General features: G+C 71.0%; 22 protein-coding genes. 6 read left to right on the forward strand and 16 right to left on the reverse strand.

Annotated features, from left to right (window positions below; translation table 11 throughout):
* Positions 1-6: 6 nt before the first annotated feature.
* Positions 7-867 carry an aminoglycoside phosphotransferase family protein gene (locus tag ABZ845_RS14695; RefSeq protein WP_360978615.1) on the reverse strand — a complete coding sequence of 287 codons (861 nt, stop codon included), beginning with the start codon at positions 865-867 and terminating at the stop codon, positions 7-9.
* A gap of 394 nt (positions 868-1,261) precedes the next feature.
* On the opposite strand from ABZ845_RS14695, the gene ABZ845_RS14700 reads away from it, so the two are divergent.
* The 4 genes from ABZ845_RS14700 to ABZ845_RS14715 all read left to right on the forward strand — a co-directional run bounded on the left by ABZ845_RS14700 (position 1,262) and on the right by ABZ845_RS14715 (position 4,471).
* Positions 1,262-2,485: a S8 family serine peptidase gene (locus tag ABZ845_RS14700; RefSeq protein ID WP_360978290.1), complete on the forward strand. Its 1,224-nt coding sequence runs from the start codon at positions 1,262-1,264 to the stop codon at positions 2,483-2,485.
* A 75-nt stretch (positions 2,486-2,560) separates the two neighbouring features.
* Entirely contained in the window at positions 2,561-3,115 is a 555-nt protein-coding gene (locus ABZ845_RS14705; protein ID WP_360978293.1) for a DUF1697 domain-containing protein, read from the forward strand.
* 80 nt (positions 3,116-3,195) lie between these two features.
* On the forward strand, positions 3,196-3,798 hold the full coding sequence (locus ABZ845_RS14710; protein ID WP_360978296.1) for a TIGR03086 family metal-binding protein: 603 nt from the start codon (positions 3,196-3,198) through the stop codon (positions 3,796-3,798).
* 55 nt (positions 3,799-3,853) lie between these two features.
* On the forward strand, positions 3,854-4,471 hold the full coding sequence (locus ABZ845_RS14715) for a DsbA family protein (protein WP_360978299.1): 618 nt from the start codon (positions 3,854-3,856) through the stop codon (positions 4,469-4,471).
* A 106-nt stretch (positions 4,472-4,577) separates the two neighbouring features.
* Here ABZ845_RS14715 and ABZ845_RS14720 read toward each other — a convergent pair whose 3' ends face one another.
* The 15 genes from ABZ845_RS14720 to ABZ845_RS14790 form a co-directional block, all read right to left on the reverse strand.
* Positions 4,578-5,315, reverse strand: a complete 738-nt coding sequence (locus ABZ845_RS14720; RefSeq protein ID WP_360978302.1) for a sirohydrochlorin chelatase — start codon at positions 5,313-5,315, stop codon at positions 4,578-4,580.
* A gap of 5 nt (positions 5,316-5,320) precedes the next feature.
* Positions 5,321-6,244, reverse strand: a complete 924-nt coding sequence (locus tag ABZ845_RS14725; protein WP_360978305.1) for an ABC transporter permease — start codon at positions 6,242-6,244, stop codon at positions 5,321-5,323.
* The gene (locus ABZ845_RS14730) at positions 6,231-7,019 is read right to left on the reverse strand and encodes an ABC transporter ATP-binding protein (protein WP_360978308.1); all 789 of its coding nucleotides are present in this window, start codon (positions 7,017-7,019) and stop codon (positions 6,231-6,233) included. Before ABZ845_RS14730 ends, ABZ845_RS14725 begins: the two co-directional genes overlap by 14 nt.
* A 36-nt stretch (positions 7,020-7,055) precedes the next feature.
* Entirely contained in the window at positions 7,056-8,171 is a 1,116-nt protein-coding gene (locus tag ABZ845_RS14735; RefSeq protein WP_360978311.1) for an ABC transporter substrate-binding protein, read from the reverse strand.
* Positions 8,172-8,409: 238 nt separating this feature from the next.
* Positions 8,410-9,744 carry a GTP-binding protein gene (locus tag ABZ845_RS14740; protein WP_360978314.1) on the reverse strand — a complete coding sequence of 445 codons (1,335 nt, stop codon included), beginning with the start codon at positions 9,742-9,744 and terminating at the stop codon, positions 8,410-8,412.
* A 2-nt stretch (positions 9,745-9,746) separates the two neighbouring features.
* Positions 9,747-10,691 (reverse strand): sulfate adenylyltransferase subunit CysD, encoded by a 945-nt coding sequence (gene cysD / locus ABZ845_RS14745; protein WP_360978317.1) that lies wholly within the window; start codon positions 10,689-10,691, stop codon positions 9,747-9,749.
* Complete coding sequence (gene cysC / locus ABZ845_RS14750) at positions 10,688-11,224, reverse strand: adenylyl-sulfate kinase (RefSeq protein WP_360978320.1); 537 nt, start codon at positions 11,222-11,224, stop codon at positions 10,688-10,690. Before cysC ends, cysD begins: the two co-directional genes overlap by 4 nt.
* A 26-nt stretch (positions 11,225-11,250) precedes the next feature.
* Positions 11,251-11,961 carry a phosphoadenylyl-sulfate reductase gene (locus ABZ845_RS14755; protein WP_360978323.1) on the reverse strand — a complete coding sequence of 237 codons (711 nt, stop codon included), beginning with the start codon at positions 11,959-11,961 and terminating at the stop codon, positions 11,251-11,253.
* Positions 11,958-12,137, reverse strand: coding sequence for a hypothetical protein (locus ABZ845_RS14760; RefSeq protein ID WP_360978326.1), 180 nt, complete (start codon positions 12,135-12,137; stop codon positions 11,958-11,960). Before ABZ845_RS14760 ends, ABZ845_RS14755 begins: the two co-directional genes overlap by 4 nt.
* A complete protein-coding gene (locus tag ABZ845_RS14765) occupies positions 12,134-13,825 on the reverse strand; it encodes a nitrite/sulfite reductase (RefSeq protein WP_360978329.1) in 1,692 nt (563 codons plus the stop codon). Before ABZ845_RS14765 ends, ABZ845_RS14760 begins: the two co-directional genes overlap by 4 nt.
* 124 nt (positions 13,826-13,949) lie before the next feature.
* Positions 13,950-14,033 carry a putative leader peptide gene (locus tag ABZ845_RS14770; RefSeq protein ID WP_309486338.1) on the reverse strand — a complete coding sequence of 28 codons (84 nt, stop codon included), beginning with the start codon at positions 14,031-14,033 and terminating at the stop codon, positions 13,950-13,952.
* Positions 14,034-14,168: 135 nt separating this feature from the next.
* Positions 14,169-14,732, reverse strand: a complete 564-nt coding sequence (locus ABZ845_RS14775) for a GNAT family N-acetyltransferase (RefSeq protein ID WP_360978332.1) — start codon at positions 14,730-14,732, stop codon at positions 14,169-14,171.
* Between the two features lie 66 nt (positions 14,733-14,798).
* On the reverse strand, positions 14,799-16,190 hold the full coding sequence (locus ABZ845_RS14780) for a hypothetical protein (protein WP_360978335.1): 1,392 nt from the start codon (positions 16,188-16,190) through the stop codon (positions 14,799-14,801).
* Between the two features lie 183 nt (positions 16,191-16,373).
* The gene (locus ABZ845_RS14785; protein ID WP_360978338.1) at positions 16,374-17,747 is read right to left on the reverse strand and encodes a GAF domain-containing protein; all 1,374 of its coding nucleotides are present in this window, start codon (positions 17,745-17,747) and stop codon (positions 16,374-16,376) included.
* Between the two features lie 405 nt (positions 17,748-18,152).
* Positions 18,153-19,787: an acyl-CoA dehydrogenase family protein gene (locus ABZ845_RS14790; protein WP_360978341.1), complete on the reverse strand. Its 1,635-nt coding sequence runs from the start codon at positions 19,785-19,787 to the stop codon at positions 18,153-18,155.
* Between the two features lie 123 nt (positions 19,788-19,910).
* Between ABZ845_RS14790 and ABZ845_RS14795 the strand changes: the two genes are divergently transcribed.
* Together ABZ845_RS14795 and ABZ845_RS14800 are read left to right on the forward strand one after the other, a co-directional pair.
* Positions 19,911-21,074: a YihY/virulence factor BrkB family protein gene (locus ABZ845_RS14795; protein ID WP_360978344.1), complete on the forward strand. Its 1,164-nt coding sequence runs from the start codon at positions 19,911-19,913 to the stop codon at positions 21,072-21,074.
* A gap of 341 nt (positions 21,075-21,415) precedes the next feature.
* Positions 21,416-23,032, forward strand: a complete 1,617-nt coding sequence (locus ABZ845_RS14800; RefSeq protein WP_360978347.1) for a carboxylesterase family protein — start codon at positions 21,416-21,418, stop codon at positions 23,030-23,032.
* Positions 23,033-23,136 lie beyond the last annotated feature (104 nt).

Genomic DNA, 23,136 nt, shown 5'->3' on the forward strand with positions numbered 1-23,136 from the left:
CCGGTCTCAGAAGGAGTACCAGCGGACCGTCTCGTCCCCGTCCCGAAGGGACGCGACCCGCCGTGTGAACTCGGCCAGTGCCCTGGGGTTGCTGGGCGCGTGCTGGGCGACCCAGGCACAGCTGGCGGTCTCGCGCGCCCCGCGGAGCACGGAGCAGCCCTCCCACTCGCGCACGTCCCAGCCGTACGCCCGGGTGAAGGAGTCGTACGCCTCGGCCGGCAGCCCGTAGCGGTCGCGGGACAGTGCCATGACCACCAGGTCGTGCTCCCGCAGATCGGAGGAGAAGGTCTCCAGATCGACCAGGACGGGCCCGTCCGGACCGATGTGCACATTGCGCGGCAGTGCGTCGCCGTGAACGGGCCCCGGCGGCAGATGCGGTGTGAGCGCGGAAGCGGCGGCGGCATACCCGTCGCGGCGCTCGCGCAGATAGGCCGCGTCCGCCGGGTCGACAGCGTCGCCCGCGAGCCGCAGCCAGCGCTCCACACCGCTCAGCAGTTCGCGGGGCGGCAGGCCGAACGAGGGGCTCTCGAGTGAGTGCACGAGCCGCAGCAGTTCGGCCAGATCCCGTGGCTCGGCGGGGCGTACGGGATCGGCCAGGCGGTGCCATAACGTCACCGGGTGGCCCTCCACCAGCAGCGGCTCGGGCTCGGCGGCGCGCACCGCGGGGACGCCGGCCTCGGCGAGCCAGAGCGCGACGGCCAGCTCCCGCCGGGCACGCTCGAGGAGTTCGGCGTCGCGGCCCACTTTGACCACCACGTCACCGGCGGCGAACACCGCGTTCTCGCCCAGGGCGAGGAGCCGCGCCTCCTGTGCCGTGCCGCCCACTCTCGCGGCGGCCAGTACGGCACGCGCCTCTCCCTCGTCCATGCTGTGCGCCTCCCGGTCCTCGAGGGTCATTGCCCGGGCCAGTGTCGCATTCGCGCAGGTCGGGGAAAGGGGGCATCTCCGCTTGTCCGCCTGGGCGCGGTGTCCGTCGTCATGGATCAGGCGTTCCTTCGTTGGCTCGATTCGGCGTCCCTGCAGGGCATTTGTGGAAACCAGGAATTCAGCCGGCTCGACCGGAGCGGCGCTGTCCGATGTGTGAAGCACCGTCCATTTTGTTATTGCGAACACTTGTTGATTGCGTCACAGATACACGGAGATCTTGAACGGATGTTGATCTGCGCGTGTCAATCCGACAGGGTTCCAAGTCGACCCACGGGTGCATCCGGTTGCCCGAATGGTTGAATCCCCCCACAAAACCACGAGGAGATCCCTCTTCATGGCACTACATCGACGCACACGCACATTCCGGCTGGCCGTCGCCGTATCGGCCGCCGCCACCGCGGTGGGCGCCACCTTTGTGGCCAGCTCCTTCGCGGGTGCGAGCACTCCCGCCGAGGGGCGGGTCTACGGGCTCGACGCGAAGGGCGCGGTTTCCGGCAGCTACATCGTGCTGCTCGACAAGAAGAAGTCCATGTCCGCCACGCAGAGCATGTCCAGCGCGAAGGACCTTGCCAAGCAGTACGGCGGCTCCGTTCAGCGCAACTACGGTTCCCTCGGCGGATTCTCCGCTTCCGGGCTGACCGAGACCGAGGCCAAGCGGCTGGCCGCCGACCCGGCGGTCGACAAGGTGGTGCAGAACAAGAAGTTCCACATCGAGGCCACGCAGGCCGCCCCGCCCTCCTGGGGCCTGGACCGCATCGACCAGAGCGCGGCCAAGGGCGACGGGAAGTACACCTACCCGGACAGCGCCGGCCAGGGTGTGACCGCGTACGTCATCGACACCGGAGTCCGCATCAGCCACAAGGACTTCGGCGGCCGGGCCTCCTACGGCTACGACGCGGTCGACAAGGACAACAGCGCCGACGACGGCAACGGCCACGGCACCCATGTGGCGGGCACCATCGCCGGTGAGACGCACGGTGTCGCCAAGAAGGCGAAGATCGTTGCCGTCCGCGTCCTGGACAACGAGGGCTCCGGGACCACCGAGCAGGTCGTCGCCGGCATCGACTGGGTCACCCAGCACCACTCGGGACCGTCCGTGGCCAACATGTCGCTGGGCGGGGGCACGGACGAAGCCATCGACGCGGCCGTGAAGAAGTCCATCGACTCCGGCGTCACCTTCGCGGTCGCCGCCGGTAACGAGTCCACGGACGCGAGCCAGAGTTCGCCGGCCCGTGTGCCCGAGGCCATCACCGTCGCCTCCTCCACCAAGGACGACAAGCAGTCGGACTTCTCCAACTTCGGCGCCGGGGTGGACCTCTACGCCCCAGGCTCGGACATCACCTCCGACTGGAACACGAACGACACGGCGACCAACACCATCTCCGGTACGTCGATGGCGACCCCGCATGTGACGGGCGCCGCCGCCGTCTACCTCGCGGGCCACAAGGACGCGGCCCCGGCACAGGTGTCCAAGGCGCTGACCGAAGGTGCCACACAGGGCGCGATATCGAACCCGTCCTCCGGCACCCCGAACAGACTGCTCAAGATCGTCGAGTAGTCGGGCGGTCATCACCCTGGCGGCGGCCCTCGTGCCCACCCCCACGGGGCACGACGGCCGCACTAGGGTGTGCGCATGGCGACGACGTACGGGGCGCTGCTGCGCGGGATCAACGTGGGCGGCAGCAGGAAGCTGCCCATGGCCGGGCTGCGCACGCTCATGACCGGGCTCGGGCATACCGGTGTCGGCACCTACCTGCAGAGCGGCAACGCGGTCTTCACCGCCTCCTACGGCGACGAGGAGTCCCTGGCCCAGGAGCTGGCCGGGGCGATCGAGGAGCAGTTCGGCTTCCGTGTCGACGTGCTCGTCCGTGATCACGCTTATCTGGCGGCCGTGCGCGAGGCATGCCCGTTCCCGGCGGCCGAGCTGGAAGGCAGGCAGCTGCACGTCACCTACTTCTCGGCGCCGGTGGACGCCGAGCGGTACGCGGAGATCGACGCCGCCGCGTACCTGCCGGAGGAGTTCCGGCTGGGCGACCGCGCGCTCTACCTGTACGCCCCCGACGGACTGGGCCGCTCCAAGCTGGCCGAGCACCTGGCCAGGTCCCGGCTGAACAAGGGCCTGATCGCCACCTCGCGGAACTGGAACACCGTGGTCAAACTGGCCGAGCTGACCGGTGCGGGTAGGTGACCCCGATACGTCACACGGGCTCACGCGTCTGACGCGTTTGTTCAAGAACCCTGAGCGGGTCTCTCCCTAGCGTGGAGGGCATGAACAAGGACGACGTGTTCCCGTACATGACCGAATGTGCCGCCGAGGCGGCCCGTGTGGCGCGCGGCGTCACGCCGGCGCAGCTCGCCCGGCCCACCCACTGCCCGAAGTGGGATGTCCGAGCCCTGGTCAACCACTGGGTCCTCTACACCTCGCACGGCCTGGAGCACCGGGCCCTGCGCAGGCAGCTCGCCGAGGAGCTCGTGCAGCGCGACTTCACCGCCGCCGAGGACTGGGCCGAGGCGTATGCCGCCCAGCTGGACCGGGCCGTGGACGCCTGGAAGGACCCCGCGGTGTGGGAGGGCGAGGTCGACCTCGGCATGGCGGCGATGCCCGCCACCGGGCTCGCCTCGATGATCGTCAAGGAGATGGCCGTGCACGGCTGGGACGTGGCGGTGGCCACCGGCCAGGAGTACCGGATCTCGGACGCCGCCGCCCGGCTGGTCCTGGACGTGGTCGAGACGCATGGCGATCTCTACCGCCAGTACGACGGATTCGCCGCCCCGGTCACCGTGTCCGTCGACGCCCCCCTCTTCGACCGCGCACTGGCGGCGAGCGGACGCGACCCGCGCCGGACGGCGTCAGCCGAAGTGGACCAATGAAATCGCTGCTCAATGGCCCAGGTTGACATGCCATTGTGCGACTAGCGTGACGGACATGACGAACACCGCACCCACCCGCGTCGACTTCTACTTCGACCCCGCCTGCCCCTTCGCCTGGATCACCTCCCGCTGGCTGCTGGAGGTCGAGCGAGAGCGTCCGCTCGACCTCCGCTTCCATGCGATGAGCTTGTATCTGCACAACGCCGGGAATGAACTCCCCGCCTGGTACAGAGAGTTGGTGGACAAGTCGATCGGCCCGGTGCGGGTCGCGGTGGCCGCCGCCGAGCGGCACGGCGACAAGGTGCTGCGGGACCTGTACACCGCGTTCGGCACCCGTATCCACGAGCGCGAGGCGGAGGACTTCGACCAGGTGGTGGCCGAATCCCTCGCCGAACTCGGTCTTCCGGCCGACCTCGCCGCCGCCGCACACGATCCGTCGTACGACGAGGCCGTGCGCCGGGGCCATGACGCGGGCGCCGAACGCGACTCGGGCGGCTATGTGGGCACGCCCACCCTGCATGTCGACGGCTCCGTGTGGTTCGGGCCGGTGCTGCGGGCCGTTCCACGGGGCACCGAGGCGGCGGAGCTCTTCGACAGCTTCCGGGTGCTGGCCGCCCACCCCGACTTCTTCGAGCTCAAGCGGACCAGGACCGGAGGGCTTTCGTTCGACTGAACGGGTGCGGCGCGGCCCGGGCTCCGGCCGGCGTCCCCGCGTCGAAGCGCCCTGGTACAGGGTGCCCAGCACTTAAAAGACCCGTTGCCGAAGGGGCTGGGGCAGGTCAGGCGCCCAGCGCCGCCAGCGAAGGCCGCCGTGCCTCGTCGTACCGCCCCAGCACGGCCCGCGCCACCTCCGGCGCGGGACCGAGCACGTCCGCCAGCACATCCGCCCCGGCGGCGCCGCGTGCGATGCGGTCCGGCAGGAAGCCGGGAGCCAGGACGTACGGCGCCACGGCCACCCCGGCGCAGCCGGCGGCCCTCAGCTCGCGCACCGCGTCCTCGGTGCGCGGAAGGGATGCGGAGGCGAACGCGGGCCGCACGGCACACCAACCGGTGCGCCGCCACTCCCGCGCGATATCTGCGATCACCGCGATCGCCTCCGGGTCGGTGGACCCGGCGGAGGCCAGCACGACCCCCGTCGAGGACTTGTCGGCGGGGGTCAGCCCCGCCTCGTACAGCCGCCGCTCCAGCGCGTCCAGCAGCAGCGGCGAGGGACCCAGCACGTCCGCCTGCCGGATCCGCAGCCGTGGCGGCGCCTGCCGCAGCACCGCCGGGATGTCGGCCTTGGCGTGGAACGCCCGGGTCAGCAGCAGCGGCAGGGCCACCACGTCCCGGACGTCCTCGGCCGCCAGCGACTCCAGCACTCCGTGCACGGACGGGACGTTGAAGTCCAGGAAGCCGGTCTCCACGCGCAGCCCCGGCCGCAGCGAGCGCACCCGCTCGACGAGGGCGTGCACGCTCGCGGCATGCCGCGGATCGCGGCTGCCGTGGGCGATGACGAGGAGAACCGGCTTGTTCATGGAGATCAGCCCTTGACGAGAAGGCCGCGGGTGCGCAGCACCCACCGCTCCAGCGGGCTGAAGATCAGCAGGTCGATGGCGATGCCGACGAACAGGATCAGCAGTACGGCCTCGAACACCATGGCCATGGAGCTGGCGTTGCGGCCGTTCTCCAGAAGCGCCCCGAGGCCGATGCCCAGGTCCGGCGAGGAAGCGATGATCTCCGCGGCCATCAGTGACCGCCAGGAGAACGCCCAGCCCTGCTTGAGCCCCGCCAGATAGCCCGGCAGGGCGGCCGGCATGACGATGTGCCAGGTCCCCTTGAGTCCCGTCGCCCCCATCGTGCGGCCCGCCCGCAGGAACAGCGGCGGTACCTGGTCGATGCCGGACACCAGACCGTTGGCGATGGACGGCACGGCGCCCAGCAGGATCACCGCGTACATCATCGAGTTGTTCAGGCCCAGCCAGATCACGGCGGGCGGCACCCACGCCACCGACGGGAGCGACTGGAGCCCGGACAGGATCGGGCCGATGGCCGCGCGCACGAACTTCACCCGGGCCACGAGCAGGCCCAGCGGGGTACCGATCGCCAGCGCGAACAGGAAGCCCAGCAGACCGCGCGAGACGGACGTCCAGATGTAGCCGAGAAGCTTGCCCTGGAGCCACGCCTCCCTGACCACTCCCCACACATCGCCGGGCGAGGGCAGCTTGGTCGGGTCGTCCACGACCTTGAAGGAGATCAGCGCCTGCCAGATCACCAGGACGACGGCCAGCGCGACCAGCGGCGGCAGGATCTTGCTGACGAAGGTCTGCCGGAAGGGCGTACGTGACGGCGCCGAGGACTCCAGGGCGTCGAGGCCCGCTTCCAGACCGCCGAGCCCGGAGCCGTCGCCGTCCTCCCCGGCGGGGGCGCGCTCCGTCTTCTCGGCGGTGGTCTCAGTGCTGGCCATGACGGCGGATCTCCCCACGCAGTACATCGGTGATCTCGAGGGACAGTTCGGCCACGGGGGCGTCCTCGATACGGCGCGGCTGCGGAATGTCCACCGTCCACTCGCGGGCCACCCGGCCCGGACGGGAGGAGAGCAGGACCACGCGCTGCGCCAGCCGCACCGCCTCGCGCACGTTGTGCGTCACGAAGAGCACCGACAGCCCGGTCTCCGCCCATATCCGGGTCAGCTCGTCGTGCAGCACGTCCCGCGTGATGGCGTCCAGGGCGGCGAACGGCTCGTCCATCAGCAGGATCTTGCTGTCCTGGGCCAGGGCGCGGGCCATGGCGACGCGCTGGCGCATACCGCCGGACAGCTCGTGCACCCGCTTTCCGTACGCACCCCCCAGGCGTACGAGTTCGAGCAGCTCCTCGGCCCTGCCGCGCCGCTCGCTCTTCGCGACTCCCCTGAGTTTCAGGGCGAGTTCGATGTTCTTGCCCGCGGTCAGCCACGGGAAGAGGGCATGCTCCTGGAACATCAGGGCGGGGCGGCCCTGGGTCGTGATGCTGCCGGCGGAGGGCTTGTCGAGCCCCGCCACCAGGTTCAGCAGGGTCGACTTGCCGCAGCCCGAGGCCCCCAGGAGGGTGACGAACTCACCCGGCGCGACATCCAGCGTGATGTCGTCGAGGACGAGTTGCTGACCGGTGGGCCCGGTGAAGGACTTCGAGACATGCTCGATCCGGGCGGCGTGCTCCACCGGCTCGGTGCGTTCGGCGGCCCTGGCGAGGGCGGTGGCCATGGTCGTCACCTCCTGGGAACTCTTGGGGATCCGGGCTTACTGGGCGCCGAGACCGGCGGCGTCGACCGGGTGGTCGCCCTCGGCCTTGAGGACCTTGTTCAGCAGGGTGAGGTCGTAGATGCCGTCCAGCTTCGGGTCCTGGAGCAGACCCGCCTTGACGGCGTGCTGCGCCTCCGTGTTCAGGGTGGAGGCCAGCGGGTCGTCGGTGATCTGGATGGACTTCCACGCCGGGTCGAGCACGTTCGCCGGGAGGGCCTTGCCGGAGTCGGCGGCGAGCTGCTCGTTCGCGGCGGCCTTCGCCGCGTCCGGGTTGGCGTTGATCCACTTGTTGGTCTCGACCGAGGCCTTCAGGACCGCCTCGACGGCCGCCGGGTGCTCCTTGAGGAACTTCTGCGACACGACGATGTTCGTGATCACGAACTTCTTGCCGGGCCACAGCGACGACTCGTCCAGCAGTACCTTGCCGCCCTCGGCGACGAGCTTGGACGCGGTGGGCTCCGGCACCCAGGCGCCGTCGATGGAGCCCGACTTGAAGGCGTCCGGTGTCACCTTGTTGTCCGTCCGCACGACGGAGACATCGCCCTTGCCGCTCTCCGGGTCGACCTTCCAGCCCTGCTCCGCGACCCAGTTGAGGAACGCCACGTCCTGCGTGTTGCCGAGCTGGGGGGTCGCGATCTTCTTGCCCTTGACGTCCTTCAGCGACTTGATCTTCTTGGGGTCGACCACGAGCTTCACACCGCCGGAGGTCGAACCGCCGATGATGCGCAGGCTCTTGCCGTCCGACTTGGTGTAGCCGTTGACGGCGGGGGAGGGACCGATCCAGCCGATGTCGATGGAGCCGGAGTTGAGGGCCTCGATCTCGGAGGGGCCCGCGTTGAAGATCTGGTACTTGGCCTGCGTCCCGCCGAGCGACTTCTGGAAGAAGCCCTTCTGGACGCCGACGAGCGCGGTCGCGTGGGTCAGGTTGCCGAAGTAGCCGATCTTCACGGAGTCGAGTCCGTCGACCTTCTTGGCCCCGGCGACGGGCTTCTGGCCGGACGCGTCGCTCTGGGCCTGGGAGCCGTAGCCGCAGGCGGCGAGCGCGAGGAGGGGAAGGGCGGCGAGCGCGGCTGCGCCGCCGCGAAGGAAGGAGCGGGAGCTGTTGGCAGGCACGGGAGGGGTTCCTCTCGTTGGCCCGGCGGTCACGGTCTCTCAGATCGTGGCCGGGGGGTCGGCAAAGGGTCTTCGTCGCTTCCGGGGAGTCCGGTGGGAACACGGCAGGGCGCGCGGGCAGTGCGCGTACGTCATCGCGCACATCGGGCCACTCCGCCCTGCCCGCTCCCGAGGGCGCCGCTGCCGACGCGGCCGCCCTCCTTCGCGAACGTCGAGTAGACGCATCTGCCGGTCATGCTCAGAAGTCCCAGCCGTCGTCGTCGGCCTCGTCCTTCACCGGCTCCGGCGCGGCGAACGACTCGCCGACCATGCCGGCGGTGAGGGTGGTGCCGTCGGAGGGGTCGATCAGGATGAACGAGCCGGTGCGGCGGGAGTCCGCGTACGAGTCCACCGGCAGCGGCTCGGCGGTACGGATCTTCACCCGGCCGATGTCGTTGGCGGCGAGCCGCCCCGGGTGCGGGTGCAGGGACAGATCGTTCAGTGTGAGACGGGACGGGATGTCCTTGACGATCGCCTTGACCGTGCGGGTGCCGTGCTTGAGCAGCACCCGGTGCCCGACCGCCAGCGGCTGGTCGGCGACATGGCAGACGGTCGCCTCGATGTCCTGGGTCGTCGCGGGCGCGTCCTTGCTCGGCACGATCAGATCGCCGCGCGAGACGTCGATGTCGTCCTCCAGCAGGACGGTCACCGACTGAGTGGTCCACGCGATGTCGACCGGCTCGCCCAGCAGGTCGAGGCCGGAGATCTTCGACGTACGGCCGGAGGGCAGGACGGTGACCTCCTCGCCGACGCGGAACGAACCGGCGGCGATCTGACCCGCGTAGCCCCGGTAGTCCGGGTGTTCGGCCGTCTGCGGCCGGATCACGTACTGCACGGGAAGGCGCGCGTGGCAGTGGCGCAGGTCATGGGTGACCGGGACCGTCTCCAGGTGCTCCAGGACGGTCGGGCCGCCGTACCAGTCCATGGTCGAGGACGGCTCCACGACGTTGTCCCCGGCCAGCGCGGAGATCGGGATCGCGGTGACCTCGGGGACGCCCAGCTCGGTCGCGTACGCCGTGAACTCCTCGGCTATCGCCGCGAAGACCTTCTCCTCGTATGCGACGAGGTCCATCTTGTTGACCGCGAGGACCACGTGCGGCACGCGCAGCAGCGCGGCGATGGCGGCGTGGCGGCGGGTCTGCTCGACGACACCGTTGCGGGCGTCGACGAGGATCACCGTCAGCTCGGCCGTGGAGGCGCCCGTAACCATGTTGCGGGTGTACTGCACATGGCCGGGCGTGTCGGCGAGGATGAACCGCCGCCGGGGCGTGGCGAAGTAACGGTACGCCACGTCGATCGTGATGCCCTGCTCGCGCTCGGCGCGCAGGCCGTCCGTCAGCAGGGCGAGGTCGGGTGCCTCCTGGCCGCGCTTGCGGGACGCGTGCTCCACGGCTTCGAGCTGGTCGGCCAGCACCGACTTGGAGTCGTGCAGCAGCCGTCCGACGAGGGTGGACTTTCCGTCGTCCACGGATCCGGCCGTGGCGAACCGCAGCAGGGTGGTGGCCGAGAGCTCCTCGGCAGTGATCGTGCTCATGGTTAGAAGTACCCCTCCCGCTTGCGGTCCTCCATCGCGGCCTCCGAGAGCTTGTCGTCGGCGCGCGTGGCGCCGCGCTCGGTGAGCCGGGAGGCGGCGATCTCGGTGATGACCTGCTCCAGGGTCACGGCGTCGGAGTCGACGGCGCCGGTGCAGGACATGTCGCCGACGGTCCGGTACCGGACGATCCGCTTCTCGACGCTCTCGTCGTCCCTGGGCCCGCCCCACTCGCCTGCCGTCAGCCACATCCCGCCGCGCCGGAACACCTCACGCTCGTGCGCGAAGTAGATCTGGGGCAGTTCGATGCCCTCGCGGTCGATGTACTGCCACACGTCCAGCTCGGTCCAGTTGCTGAGCGGGAAGACGCGTACGTGCTCACCGGGCGCATGCCGGCCGTTGTACAGGTTCCACAGCTCGGGCCGCTGGCGGCGAGGGTCCCACTGCGAGAACTCGTCACGCAGCGAGAACACCCGCTCCTTGGCGCGGGCCTTCTCCTCGTCGCGGCGCCCGCCGCCGAAGACCGCGTCGAACCGCTCGCCCTGGATCTTCTCGGTCAGCGGAAGGGTCTGGAGCGGGTTGCGGGTGCCGTCGGGGCGCTCCTTGAGCACACCGCGGTCGATGTAGTCCTGCACGGACGCCACATGCAGGCGCAGGCCGTGCTCGGCCACCGTGCGGTCGCGGTACTCGATGACCTCGGGGAAGTTGTGCCCGGTGTCGACGTGCAGCAGGGAGAAGGGGACCGACGCGGGCGCGAACGCCTTCAGCGCCAGGTGCAGCATGACGATGGAGTCCTTGCCGCCGGAGAAAAGGATCACCGGCCGCTCGAACTCGCCCGCCACCTCCCGGAAGATGTGCACCGCCTCGGACTCCAGCGCGTCCAGGTGGGAGAGCGCGTACGGGCTGTCCGTGCCCTCGTCACCCTCCCTGGCCCCGGCGACGGTCGTCATGCCAGTCCCCTCTCGTTCAGCAGCGCGTACACGGACGCCGCGGACTCCCGCACGGTCTGGTTCTGGGATTCGATCCGCAGATCGGGCGACTCGGGCTCCTCGTAGGGGTCGTCGACCCCCGTCAGACCCGTCAGCTCGCCCGCTGCCTGCTTGGCGTACAGGCCCTTCACATCGCGCACCGAGCACACCTCGACGGGGGTTGCCACATGAACCTCGACGTACGACGCCCCGCTCTCCCGGTGGCGCTTGCGCACGGCCTCGCGGCTGTCCGCGTACGGCGCGATCACCGGGACCAGCACCTTGACGCCGTTGCGGGCGAGCAGGTCGGCGACGAAGCCGATGCGCTGCACATTGGTGTGCCGGTCCTCGCGGCCGAAGCCGAGTCCTGCCGAGATGAACTCGCGGATCTCGTCGCCGTCGAGGACCTCGACGCGGTGGCCCTCCTCGCGCAGCCGTCCCGCGAGTTCGTACGCGATGGTGGTCTTGCCGGCGCTCGGCAGACCCGTGAGCCAGATGGTGGCTCCGGTGGTCACGTCTGTCTCCTGAATCTCTGTCATGGTCAGCCGTGCAGCCCGCACTCGGTCTTGGCCCGGCCCGCCCACCGGCCGGCACGCGCGTCCTCACCCGCGAGGACGCGGCGGGTGCAGGGGGCGCAGCCCACGGAGGCGTATCCGTCCATGAGAAGCGGATTGGTGAGCACGCCGTGCTCGGCGATGTACGCCTCCACGTCGTCCTCGGTCCAGCGGGCGATCGGCGAGATCTTGACCTTGCCGCGCTTCTCGTCCCAGCCGACGACCGGGGTGTCCGCCCGGGTCGGGGACTCGTCGCGGCGCAGTCCGGTCGCCCAGGCGTCGTAGCCCGCGAGCCCCTCCTCCAGCGGCTGGACCTTCCGGAGCTTGCAGCACAGGTCGGGGTCGCGGTCGTGCAGCCTGGGGCCGTACTGGGCGTCCTGTTCGGCGACCGTCCGACGCGGGGTGAGCGTGATGACGTTGACGTCCATCACGGCCTCGACCGCGTCGCGGGTGCCGATGGTCTCCGGGAAGTGGTAGCCGGTGTCGAGGAAGACGACGTCGACACCGGGCATCGCCCGGGAGGCGAGGTGGGCGACCACCGCGTCCTCCATGGACGAGGTCACGCAGAAGCGCTTTCCGAAGGTGCCGGCCGCCCACTGGAGGATCTCCAGTGCGGAGGCGTCCTCCAGCTGACGGCCCGCCCGCTCGGCGAGTGCCTTCAACTCCTCGGTGGAGCGCTCTTCCTGAGTTGCCGTCATGTCTCGTCCCCTCCGCTGTCGGCTCGCTGGAGCCCCCGGGCCAGCAGGCCGAGGAACTTGAGCTGGAACGCTCGATTGCACGCCGCGCACTCCCACGCGCCGTGGCCTTCCGCACTCGGCCGCAGGTCCTCGTCCCCGCAGTAGGGGCAGTAGAAGGGCGCTGCCCGCTCGCTCATGACAGGGCCTCCTCGGAGGCCCGGGCCGCCCAGGCGGCGAACCGCTCGCCGTCCTCGCGCTCCGCCTGGAAGCGCGTGAGCACCCTCTCGATGTAGTCCGGCAGTTCCTCGGACGTCACCTTCAGACCGCGGACCTTGCGTCCGAAGCCCGCCTCCAGGCCGAGCGCACCGCCCAGATGCACCTGGTAGCCCTCGACCTGCTCGCCCCGGTCGTCGAGGACCAGCTGGCCCTTGAGACCGATGTCCGCGACCTGGATACGGGCGCAGGCGTTCGGGCAGCCGTTGAGGTTGATGGTGATCGGCTCGTCGAAGTCCGGGATGCGGCGCTCCAGTTCGTCGATCAGCGCGGAACCGCGCGCCTTGGTCTCGACGATGGCGAGCTTGCAGAACTCGATGCCGGTGCAGGCCATCGTGCCCCGCCGGAAGGAGGAGGGCTCGGCGGTGAGGTCCAGCGCCTCCAGACCCTCCACCAGGGAGTCGACCTGAGCCTCCTCGACATCGAGGACGATCATCTTCTGCTCGGCGGTGGTCCGGACCCGGCCCGAGCCGTGCGACTCGGCCAGCTCGGCGATCTTCGTGAGGGTCGCGCCGTCCACCCGGCCCACGCGCGGCGCGAAGCCGACGTAGAAGCGCCCGTCCTTCTGCCGGTGCACCCCGACGTGGTCGCGCCAGCGCCGCACCGGCTGCGCGGGGGCGGGGCCGTCGGCCAGCCTGCGCTCGAGGTACTCGTCCTCCAGCACCTGGCGGAACTTCTCCGGGCCCCAGTCGGCGACCAGGAACTTCAGCCGGGCGCGGTTGCGCAGCCGCCGGTAGCCGTAGTCCCGGAAGATGGAGATGACGCCCTCGTGGACGTCCGCCACCTCCTCCAGCGGCACCCACGCGCCGAGGCGTACGCCGATCTTCGGGTTGGTGGAGAGTCCGCCGCCGACCCACAGGTCGAAGCCGGGACCGTGCTCCGGGTGCTCGACGCCCACGAAGGCGACGTCGTTGATCTCGTGCGCCACATCGAGGAGCGGCGAGCCGGAGATCGCGGACTTGAACTTGCGGGGCAGGTTGGAGAACGCCTTGTTCCCGATGACCCGGCGCTGGATCTCCTCGATCGCCGGTGTGCCGTCGATGATCTCGTCCTCGGCGATGCCCGCGACGGGCGAGCCGAGGATGACTCGGGGCGTGTCACCGCAGGCCTCGGTGGTGGACAGCCCGACGGCCTCCAGCCTGTTCCAGATCTCGGGCACGTCCTCGATCCGGATCCAGTGGTACTGGATGTTCTGCCGGTCGGTGATGTCGGCGGTGCCGCGCGCGAACTCCTGCGAGACCTCGCCGATGACGCGCAGCTGGGCCGTGGTCAGACGGCCTCCGTCGATACGGACGCGCAGCATGAAGTACTCGTCGTCCAGTTCCTCCGGCTCCAGGACCGCGGTCTTTCCGCCGTCGATCCCGGGCTTGCGCTGGGTGTACAGGCCCCACCAGCGCATCCTGCCGCGCAGGTCGCTGGGGTCGATGGAGTCGAAGCCGCGCTTGGAGTAGATCGTCTCAATACGTGTCCGCACATTGAGACCGTCGTCGTCCTTCTTGAACTGCTCGTTGCCGTTGAGCGGGGTGAAGTGACCCACGGCCCACTGACCCTCGCCACGGTGACGGCTCACCTTGCGACGGGGCGCGGGGGGATTCTGCGGGATGGCAGCCATGGTGGGTACGTCCTTCGGGACAGGCAGGGGACGGCTGTGACCTGCGCATACGAGCATGCGAGAAGCACGCGCGGCATTGCGCGATGGTGAAAGAAAAGGGGAAGTTCCGGGCTGGCTGGTGCGGTCAGCTCGCCGGACAGATGGCGCTGGACATGCGGCCGAGGTCGACGTGCCGCCGACTCACCAAGGCAATTCCAGTTCCAGACATGACGGAAGCGTGTCATGGCAGTCTGGACCCAGTCCAGCTTTGTCCGTCATGCGGACACCCCTGTCTCGTTGTGCAAGACAGGGGTGTCGTGGGTCACATCGCCGGTGCCCCGGCCGGATGGCCGGTGAGGCCCTTTCAGGCCCCGGGCCAGGGGCCGGGCGTGGAGATGTCGGGCTCCTGAGTGACCTTGGTGCCGAAGAGCCGGAAGCCACGGCGCAGATAGTTGTCCATCGCGTGTTCGCCGTCCCGGCTGCATGTATGCAGCCACACCCGCTTCGTCGGCGCCATGGCCGGCCGGCGCTCGGCGAGGTCCCAGGCGCGGGCCGTGCCGTACGCCAGCAGATGGCCGCCGATGCGCCGGCCGCGGAAGGCGGGGATGAGCCCGAAGTACGCGATCTCCACGTCCCCCTCGTCCCCCGGGTCCAGCTCCACGTACCCGGCCGGAGTGCCCCGGTCGTAGGCGACCCAGGTCTCCACACCCGGCCGGTCCAGGTACTCCTGCCACCGCGCGTGGGACCAGCTCAGCCGGTCGGTCCACCAGATGTCCCCGCCGACCGACGCGTACAGGAAGCGGCTGAACTCGGGCGAAGGCACCTGTGCCCGGGCGATCCGGACATCGCCCTCGGGGGCCGTCGCGGGCAGCAGGTCCGCGGGGGAGGTCTGCTCCAGGGACCACTCGGTCACGGTGAGGGTGCTCATGCGGTCAGGGAATCACGGGGGTGAGCGGTACGACAAACAGCGTTTCGCTCCCTGCACCCGGCGGTCCTACTCCAGCGCGTCGTCCACGGAGTGCAGCGGCACGGCGTACAGCACCCGGCCTCCCGCCGCTCCGGCCGCCCCCTGCGCCGTGTCCCCGCTCGTGGCCCCCTCCGTCAGCGTCCACAGCTCGCCGGTCCCCTGCCAGTACGACAGGGAGGCGGTGTGCCGACCCCAGCAGGCGTGACTCTCGTCGGCCGAGCAGACCGCCGCCTTCGCGCCGGAGGTGTTCTGCCGCCACAGCGTGCCGTGCCGCCCGCCCGCGGTCGGCGCGCGGTCCACATACCAGTCGGGCCGTGCCGCCCCGCCGCGCCGGTACGACAGCACGCCCTGCACTCCGGTCGCGTCCGTCCGGTATGCCTCGTCGGCCCGGACGTCGCCGTGAGTGTCCGTGGCGAGCAGACCTCGGTGGCCGGGCAGGGTGCTGAACGCGTAGCGCCAGACCCGGGCCGGGGATCCGGTGCTTCCCGGGCGGAACCACTCGCCGGCCACCAGGCTGGGCGGGGTCGAGGTGCGGTCCAGGGAGAGCGCGGAGAAGCAGGGCACCGCGCGGTCGTCGGCCATGGAGCAGGGGCCGCCGGTCAGCCGGTAGGAGCCGACCTCGGGCAGCACGAACTGGTAGCCGTGCGCGGAGTAGCCGCCTTCGGTGCGGCCGATCACGGGGCTGTCCATGTTCGCGCGCAGGATGCGGCGCAGGTCGAAGACCAGCAGGGAGTCCCGGTCGGTGACGTAGAGCTTGTCCTGGAACCAGACCATGCCGGACATGCCCGTGCGCACGGCGGTGAAGTCCCGGCCGCCGGCGCGCGGGGCGACCAGCAGGGCCCAGCGGTAGGAGAGGTTCGCCGGGTCGTTCGCATCGACGAAGGCGACCCGGGCGAGGCCTTGGTCGGAGACCGGCTCGGCGAGGTCGCCGTCGTTGTGCGTCCAGCCCGACAGGATGACCCGGTCGCCGCCCCAGCGGCCGTGGTCGTCGGCGTCGCCCGAGGTGGTGACGGACCGGGGCAGCCACTGCGCCGTCGTCGCGTCCTCCTGGTCCCAGCAGTACGCGCGCGAGGCGGACGGCTTCACGGGCAGCGCGGCGGTCTCGGCGGCGTCGCACTCGGGCCGGTTGCGCATCACGCGGTCGGCCGACGCCAGAACGTCATGGACGCCGACGCCGCCTCCCGTCGCGCGGGTGAGCGTGTCGAGGGCGGAGCGGTCGGTGAGGTCCTCGTGGAGGCGGAACTTCGCGGTCTCGGCCGCGGCGGTGACACGGGTGAGGCCGCCCGGGTTGTCGCCGCCCGCGGCCTGGGAGGTGCTGATCAGCGTGGCGGCGGCGGTGAGCGCCAGAGCGGTCCCGGCCAGCGTGGCCCGCAGTGCCCGGCCCCTGCGCCTTCGTCGGTGTCTGCCTCGGTGCTTCATCACAACCTCCCGGCTTGAGCCAACTGCTCCTCGTGGCCCGGGCATTGACGGGCATTGATCTGAGAAACAGGTGGGTCGGCCTGTAAGGGGGATGCTACGGCAGCCGGATGCGAAGCCGGTCGAAGACCCGGGAAATGCAGGGATATCCCCACCGTTGGGGTGAGGGCCCGGGGCCTCTCGCCCTCAGGTGTCTTGTCCCGACTCAGTGGCGTCCGGAACATCGCCGCGCGGGACGAGTGGGACGAGTGGGAGCGCGAGGGAGGGACCCGTCGTGAGGCGCGGGGCGCGGCGGGCCCGCGTCACGCCCGGTGCCAGCGAGTGCGGCAGCAGGTCGCGGGGGTCTTCCGGGGAGCGCAGTTCCACCTCCGCCGACTCGCGGAAGCGGTACGGCCGGTGCTCCAGGAAGGCTCCCAGGTATCTGCGGATCCGGGACATCTCGGCGCGTACCGTGACCGTGCGGGCCGGGTCGTCGAACATGTCCGCGGCCAGCGCCGAGGCCGTGCGCCCGGACCGGTTCACGGCCAGCAGATACAGCAACTCGGCATGCCGTGGACTCAGTTCATGGGACCAGGAGCCCATCTCGCCCGACACCGTCACCGACCATCGGCGCGGATGCGTGACGTCCAGGACGATATGGGTGGCACCCGCGGGCGTGGGCGCCTCCGCCCTGCGGATCAGCCAGCCGCCCGGCAGCGGCTCCACCGTGCACGGCCCCAGCGACGGCAGCACACAGGATCCGGGCGTGAGCGACGCGGGCAGCGCGACGCGGCCGGTGTACGGCATCCCGGTCACCGCAGCCGTCCAGCCGTCCGTGTCCACGGCCAGCGCCCGGCCGACGAGCCGCGCCAGCAGGGGCGCGGCCACCGCGCGCAGCCGCTCCAGGGAGGCCAGATGTGCCTCCCTCAGCCGTGCCTCCGCCAGCTTGGCCACGGCCTCCACCCAGGCGAGCGTCGCCGGATGCATCGTCTCCAGCGGGCCGCTGATGTCCACGACGCCGAGCAACCGGCCGTCACGGGGGTCGGTGATCGGGGCGCCCGTACACGTCCAGGAGGCGTGGGGCCGCAGGAAATGCTCGGACGCGAAGACCTGTACGGGGCGCCGGGTGACCACCGCGGTGCCCACCCCGTTGGTGCCGACGGCGCCCTCGCCCCAGTCGGCGCCCGGCTCGAAGCCCAGGTCGTCCGCCCTGCGCAGCACCGACGAGCAGCCCTCGCGCCACAGCACCCGTCCGTCGGCGTCCGCGACGACCATGATGTGCCGCGCCACGTCCGCGACCGACAGCAGGCCTTCGCGCAGCACCGGCAGCACCTGGCGCAGCGGCGAGTCCTGACGGCGCCGCTCGATCTCGTCGCGGCCCAGCACATCGGCCCGGACACCGTGTTCGGGGTCGACACCGCTGCGCAGCACGCGCTCCCACGACGCCTCGATCACGGGGCGCGGCGGCACCGGAGCGCGCTGTCCGGCGAGCGTGGCGCTGCGCACCTCGCTGAGCAGTCGTGCCGCCCGCTCGACATCGTGGGCGGTGAGCTGTCCGACGTCCTTCGCCGAGTGCCCCACATGAACCTCCCCCAAGGCCTCTCCCGTGTCCCGGCGCGTTCGCCACCCCCGGGCGCGAGCCGGGGCCCGTCGGCGGATTCCGCTCATGAGTACCTGATCATGAGCGCCCGAATCCGTGGTGGCGGTCCCGTGTCGAGGGTCCGGTGTTGACGGTTGTTCTCATCTTGCCGTCTGCCCCATGACGGAGGGGCACACTCCGGCAACAGCGCGCAGCGAGTTGCAACCTCTTGCAACCCTGGCGAACGGCCCGGCGGTGGTTGAAACTTGTGCAACGCCGCTCCGGCGGTGTCCGCGCTCCTTGATCAGGGGGCAGGAGAGCGGGGGTGGTGCCGTGTCGGCGCAGCACCACCCCCGCGCACAGCACATGCCTGCGAGGCATACGTGGCCTCGTACGGCGTGAGCCGGTCAGACCAGCGGTCGTGCCCGCTCCACCACCGTGGCCAGATCCAGACTGTGCGGCAGCGTGCCGAAGGCCGAACCCCAGTCGCCGCCGAGCCGGGAGGCGCAGAAGGCGTCGGCGACCTGCGGCGGTGCGTACCGCACGAGCAGCGAGCCCTGCAGCACCAGTGCGATCCGTTCCACCACGCGGCGTGCCCGCGCCTCGACGCCTTCCAGATCGGCGAGTTCGGACAGCAGGTTCTTGATCGCGCCGTCCAGGCGGTGGTCGGCGCCGCGTGTCCGGCCGACCTCGTGGAGGAAGGCGTCCAGGGCGCCCGGCTCGCGCTGCAGCGCGCGCAGCACGTCGAGCGCCTGCACGTTGCCCGCGCCCTCCCAGATGGAGTTCAGCGGTGACTCGCGCAGCAGCCGGGGCATCCCCGACTCCTCGACATAGCCGTTGCCGCCGAGGCACTCCGACGCCTCCACCGCCACCGGGGTGCAGCGCTTGGTCACCCAGTACTTCGCCGCGGGCACCGCGAGCCTGAGGAACGCGCGCTCCTCCTCGCCGCCGTCGTCGTACGCCGCCGCGAGCCGCAGCCCGAGCGTCGTCGCCGCCTCGGACTCCAGCGCCAGGTCGGCGAGCACATTGCGCATCAGCGGCTTGTCGATGAGCTTGCCGCCGAACGCCTCACGGTAGGCGCAGTGATGGATCGCCTGCGCCACCGCCTGCCGCATCAGCGACGCCGAGCCGAGCACGCAGTCGAGACGGGTGGCCGCGACCATCTCGATGATGGTGCGCACCCCGCGCCCCTCCTCGCCGACCCGGCGCGCCCAGGTGCCGTCGAACTCGACCTCGCTGGAGGCGTTGGACCTGTTGCCCAGCTTGTCCTTGAGCCGCTGGATCCTGAACACGTTCCGGGTGCCGTCCTCCAGGACGCGCGGCACGAGGAAGCAGGTCAGACCGCCCGGTGCCTGCGCCAGCACCAGGAACCCGTCCGACATGGGCGCCGAGCAGAACCACTTGTGGCCCGTCAGCTCGTACGTTCCGTCCTCGGCGAGCGGCCGGGCCGAGGTGGTGTTGGCGCGGACGTCGCTGCCACCCTGCTTCTCGGTCATCCCCATGCCGAAGATCACACCGGCCTTCTGCGATGCCGGGCGCAGCTCCCGGTCATAGACCGTGGAGGTCAGCCGGGGCTCCCACTCGGCGGCCAGCGCCGGGTCCGTGCGCAGCGCGGGCACCGCGGCGTGGGTCATCGACATCGGGCAGCCGTGGCCCGCCTCGACCTGCGACCAGACCAGGAACCCGGCCGCACGCCGCACATGCCCGCCGGGCCGGGCCCAGGCCGTGGTCAGACCCGCGGCCACGCCCTTGCCGAGCAGCCGGTGCCACGCGGGATGGAACTCGACCTCGTCGATGCGGTTGCCGTAGCGGTCGTGGGTCCGCAGCTTCGGCGGGTTCTCGTTCGCCTGCGCGCCCCATTCCTGTGCCTGGGCGGATCCCGCGCTCAGCCCGAGCGACGACAGTTCCCCGAGGGCCTCGTCCAGGAGCGCGGGGTCCAGATGCCGTTCGACGGCCTCCACGAGGACGCGGTCGGCGGTGAAGACGTCGTATCCGGCCAGCGGCGGGGGCTGGTTGGTGACGGTGTGGGTGGTCGCTGCCATGAGAGCGAACCTACTCCTCAGTACGCTCCAGGTCACCCTGATCGGCCGAGCCCCACGACCGCGCTGACGGGGCCGTCCCACCAGGAGATGAGCGGGGAGGCGGGCGGCGGATAACGTAAAGATGTGCAGTCAGCAGGAAGAGAAAACCCCGAGCGGCCGTCGGGCCGGCTCCACCGGGCGCGTGTCCTTTACCGGAACGTCTCCAAACGCAGGACCGCCTGGCTCCTGCTCAAGGACACGATCGACTCCTGCATGGAGTACCGCATCCTCGGGCTGGCGGCCGAGGCGGCGTTCTTCACGCTGCTGTCCGTGCCGCCGCTGCTGCTGAGCCTGATCGGACTGCTCGGCTATGTCGACGCCTGGACCGGGGCCGACACCATCCGCAGCCTGGAGAACAACATCCTGGAGGCGTCCCGCACGGTTCTGTCCGACAAGGGCGTCAAGGAGATCGCGCAGCCGATCCTGCACGACGTGATGAGGGGCGGACGCCCCGACGTCATCTCCATCGGCTTCCTGTTCGCCCTGTGGTCGGGCTCGCGCGCCGTGAACGTCTTCATCGACACGATCACCGTGATGTACGGGCTCGACGGCACCCGGGGGGTCGTCAGGACGCGGCTGCTGTCGTTCTTCCTGTTCATCGTGGCGCTGTTGATCGGCTCCGTCGCGCTGCCGCTGATGGTGGCGGGTCCGGACGCGGTGGTGACCTTCGTGCCATGGTCGGCGACGGCGGTCCAGGTCCTGTACTGGCCGGTGGTCATCATCCTGTCGGTCGTCTTCCTGACGACGCTGTATCACGTCTCCGTGCCCGTGCGCTCACCGTGGGTGGAGGACGTGCCGGGGTCCCTGGTGGCCCTCGGGATGTGGGTGCTGGGGAGCTTCCTGCTGCGCATCTACCTCACGCACACCATCGAGGGGCCGACGATCTACGGTTCGCTCGCCGCGCCCGTGGCGGTGCTGCTGTGGATCGGTGTGGCCGCCTTCGCCGTGCTGGTGGGCGCGGCCGTCAACGCGGCGATCGACCGGGTGTGGCCGGCCGCGGCCACGGCGGCGGCACGCGCGGCGAACGAAAGGCTGCGTCAGGAGCAGGCCGCCCAGTACGTGGCCCGAGCCGCGGCCCGCGCGGCGGACCCCGAGGACTCCGACGATCCCGATGACCCCGACGACCCGGACATGCCGTCCGAGTTCCCGGAGCGCTGGTCCCGCTTCCTGCCCCCGGAAGACGTCACGTCACGCCTGCGGCAGCCGCGTCCGCGCAAGCCCCAGGACCACCAGCATCCTGTGGAGTGAGCGCGCGCTGTTGCTGAGGGCGCGTTGTCGTCTCCGGGCGCGTGGTGCGTTCTTGCGCAGTTCCCCGCGCCCCTGAGCGCAGGCCGCGAGCAGGACCCGCACACGGTCGCGGATACCGGCCGGAGCCTCGCCACCGCCTCTGCGCCCGCCCAGCCGGCCCACCATGGCGGCGGCCATGGAGGCATCACCGCGTGCCTCCCCCTGGTGACAGGGCCGTGACCCGCCCCTGGTCCCCGCGCGGCGCAGCGTGCCCCGTGCCCGGGTAGTGATGTGATGCGGTGACACTGCCGGTTCCCGGGCGGTGAGCACAGGGCCGGATGGACCGTAAGGGAGAGGGCCGGATGGACCGTAGGACGTACGAGACGACCGGAGCCCCGGCGAACCCCTCGGACCCCGTGGCCCGTACACCCCACGGGGCGGTGCGCGGCCGGTACGAGCAGGGCGTCGCTGTCTTCCGCGGTATTCCCTTCGCCGCCCCGCCCTTCGGCCCGCACCGCTTCCGCCCGCCCGTCCCGCCCGAGCCGTGGGAGGGGATGAGGGACGCGGGCGCCTTCGGGCCGACCCCGCCCAAGCCGCCGTACTCGGAGGCCTTCGCCCGCTATCTGTCCGACCCGGTGGTCCCCGGTGACGACTGCCTCAACCTCAACGTCTGGACACCTGACCCCGATCCCGGAGCCCGGCTGCCCGTCATGGTGTGGATCCACGGCGGCGCCCTCACCCGCGGGTCCTCCGCCGTGCCCGTCTACGACGGCAGCGCCTTCGCCCGCGACGGCGTCGTCCTCGTCTCCTTCAACTACCGCCTCGGCGTGGAGGGTTACGGCCTCTTCCCGGACGTCCCGGCCAACGCGGGGCTGCGCGACCAGCTCGCCGCGCTCGAGTGGGTGCACGAGACCGTCGCCGCGTTCGGCGGCGACCCGGGCCGGGTGACCGTCTTCGGCGAGTCCGCGGGCGCCATCAGCATCGGCGCCCTGCTGGCGAGCCCGCGCGCCCGGGGCCTGTTCCAGCGGGCGGTGCTGCAGAGCGGGCCGCCCGAGTCCACCGAACGGGACAGGGTACGGCGCCTGGTGCGGCGCATGGCCGCGAAGCTGAGGGTTCCGGCGACCGCGGCGGCCTTCGGCGAGGTGGACCGCGCCCTGCTGGCCGATGTCCAGGCGGAGGTGGGACGCCGGGCCGGCCCCATCCTCGGCGGACCCGCCTTCGGGATCGTCGTGGACGGCGACCTGGTGCCGCACGACCCGCTGGAGGCACTGCTCGACGGCACCGCCCGGGACGTTCCCCTGCTGCTGGGCTGGACCAGTGAGGAGCACCGGCTGTGGCTCGCGCCCACCGGGCTGATCGAGCGCATCGACCGGCTGGGCGCGGTCGCCATGGCCGGTGCGATGGCCCGCTGCCACTGCGGCCCGGACGTCCCCCGCGGCTACCGCAACGCCCACCCGGACGCCCCCATCTCCGACCTGGTGGGCCAGATGGTCACCGACTATCTGCTCCGCCACCCGCTGCACCGGCTCGCCGACTCCCGCACCGGACACGCGGCCACCCACGTCTACGAGTTCGCCTGGCGCTCGGGCATCCCCGGCCTCGGCGCCTGTCACGCCCTGGAGCTGGGCTTCGTCTTCGACAGCGCCGGGGCGCCGGAGGCGGAGAAGCTGGCCGGCCCCGACGCGCCCCGCGCACTCGCCCGCGAGATGCACACGGCGTGGGTGCGTTTCGCGACGGACGGCGACCCCGGCTGGCCGTCCTGGAACGCCGCCCATCCGGTGCGCGTCTTCGGCGGCGACGGCGATCCGGTGCTCTACGGCCCCCGGGACTCGGAGATGGCGCTGTGGGAGACGGCGTCCGCACCCACGGGGTTCACCACACGCACACCGGGCGCCGGGAGCGGCTCACTGCTGCGCGGAGCGGTGCCCCTGTCGGCGGTACGACGGCTGCGGCGCCCGGGGGCGGAGGGCCGCCGCTGACCTGCCCGGTCCCTCCTGGGACGCGCGGAGCGCGCCCGACAGGGGCGCGGGGCTGTGCCGATGTGCGGCTCCGCCGCGTGGTCGGGAGTGATCACAGTGCTCCC

It is taken from the genome of Streptomyces sp. NPDC047022, assembly GCF_040644155.1.
In the GTDB taxonomy this organism is placed as follows: Bacteria; Actinomycetota; Actinomycetes; order Streptomycetales; family Streptomycetaceae; genus Streptomyces.

Bases quoted from the DNA above. Each gene is read 5' to 3' on its own strand.
- ABZ845_RS14695 (WP_360978615.1), bottom strand. From the start codon at position 867: ATGGACGAGGGAGAGGCGCGTGCCGTACTGGCCGCCGCGAGAGTGGGC.
- ABZ845_RS14700 (WP_360978290.1), top strand. From the start codon at position 1,262: ATGGCACTACATCGACGCACACGCACATTCCGGCTGGCCGTCGCCGTA.
- ABZ845_RS14705 (WP_360978293.1), top strand. From the start codon at position 2,561: ATGGCGACGACGTACGGGGCGCTGCTGCGCGGGATCAACGTGGGCGGC.
- ABZ845_RS14710 (WP_360978296.1), top strand. From the start codon at position 3,196: ATGAACAAGGACGACGTGTTCCCGTACATGACCGAATGTGCCGCCGAG.
- ABZ845_RS14715 (WP_360978299.1), top strand. From the start codon at position 3,854: ATGACGAACACCGCACCCACCCGCGTCGACTTCTACTTCGACCCCGCC.
- ABZ845_RS14720 (WP_360978302.1), bottom strand. From the start codon at position 5,315: ATGAACAAGCCGGTTCTCCTCGTCATCGCCCACGGCAGCCGCGATCCG.
- ABZ845_RS14725 (WP_360978305.1), bottom strand. From the start codon at position 6,244: ATGGCCAGCACTGAGACCACCGCCGAGAAGACGGAGCGCGCCCCCGCC.
- ABZ845_RS14730 (WP_360978308.1), bottom strand. From the start codon at position 7,019: ATGGCCACCGCCCTCGCCAGGGCCGCCGAACGCACCGAGCCGGTGGAG.
- ABZ845_RS14740 (WP_360978314.1), bottom strand. From the start codon at position 9,744: ATGAGCACGATCACTGCCGAGGAGCTCTCGGCCACCACCCTGCTGCGG.
- cysD (WP_360978317.1), bottom strand. From the start codon at position 10,691: ATGACGACCGTCGCCGGGGCCAGGGAGGGTGACGAGGGCACGGACAGC.
- ABZ845_RS14755 (WP_360978323.1), bottom strand. From the start codon at position 11,961: ATGACGGCAACTCAGGAAGAGCGCTCCACCGAGGAGTTGAAGGCACTC.
- ABZ845_RS14760 (WP_360978326.1), bottom strand. From the start codon at position 12,137: ATGAGCGAGCGGGCAGCGCCCTTCTACTGCCCCTACTGCGGGGACGAG.
- ABZ845_RS14765 (WP_360978329.1), bottom strand. From the start codon at position 13,825: ATGGCTGCCATCCCGCAGAATCCCCCCGCGCCCCGTCGCAAGGTGAGC.
- ABZ845_RS14770 (WP_309486338.1), bottom strand. From the start codon at position 14,033: ATGTCTGGAACTGGAATTGCCTTGGTGAGTCGGCGGCACGTCGACCTC.
- ABZ845_RS14775 (WP_360978332.1), bottom strand. From the start codon at position 14,732: ATGAGCACCCTCACCGTGACCGAGTGGTCCCTGGAGCAGACCTCCCCC.
- ABZ845_RS14780 (WP_360978335.1), bottom strand. From the start codon at position 16,190: ATGAAGCACCGAGGCAGACACCGACGAAGGCGCAGGGGCCGGGCACTG.
- ABZ845_RS14790 (WP_360978341.1), bottom strand. From the start codon at position 19,787: ATGGCAGCGACCACCCACACCGTCACCAACCAGCCCCCGCCGCTGGCC.
- ABZ845_RS14800 (WP_360978347.1), top strand. From the start codon at position 21,416: ATGGACCGTAGGACGTACGAGACGACCGGAGCCCCGGCGAACCCCTCG.